The organism is Paenibacillus sp. MER TA 81-3 (assembly GCF_023713585.1).
In the GTDB taxonomy this organism is placed as follows: Bacteria; Bacillota; Bacilli; order Paenibacillales; family Paenibacillaceae; genus Paenibacillus_B; species Paenibacillus_B profundus.
Genome location: NZ_JAMAWB010000170.1, coordinates 1 through 205, shown reverse-complemented (window position 1 = coordinate 205; position 205 = coordinate 1). Strand labels below are relative to the sequence as shown.

General features: G+C 44.4%; 1 protein-coding gene. It reads left to right on the top strand.

The genetic code is table 11. From position 1 onward, the window contains the following. A partial coding sequence (locus M3650_RS33495; RefSeq protein WP_251580330.1) for a transposase occupies positions 1-205 on the top strand: 205 nt, incomplete at both ends.

Sequence of the window (205 nt, the reverse complement as noted above, 5' to 3'; positions counted from 1 at the left end):
ATAAAATGAAAGGGCGTCTTGAACTTGTGTTCCTGCCCCCATACAGCCCGCATCTCAACGTTGTTGAAGGGTTATGGAAGTGGCTCAAGTCCGAGGTCATTAACAATGTTTTCTATCACACAGTCGCCGAAATCCGCAAAAATGTTCAGCAGTTTATGGACGAGATCATGAAATATCCCTTGTCCATCATCGATCGTCTTTGTGT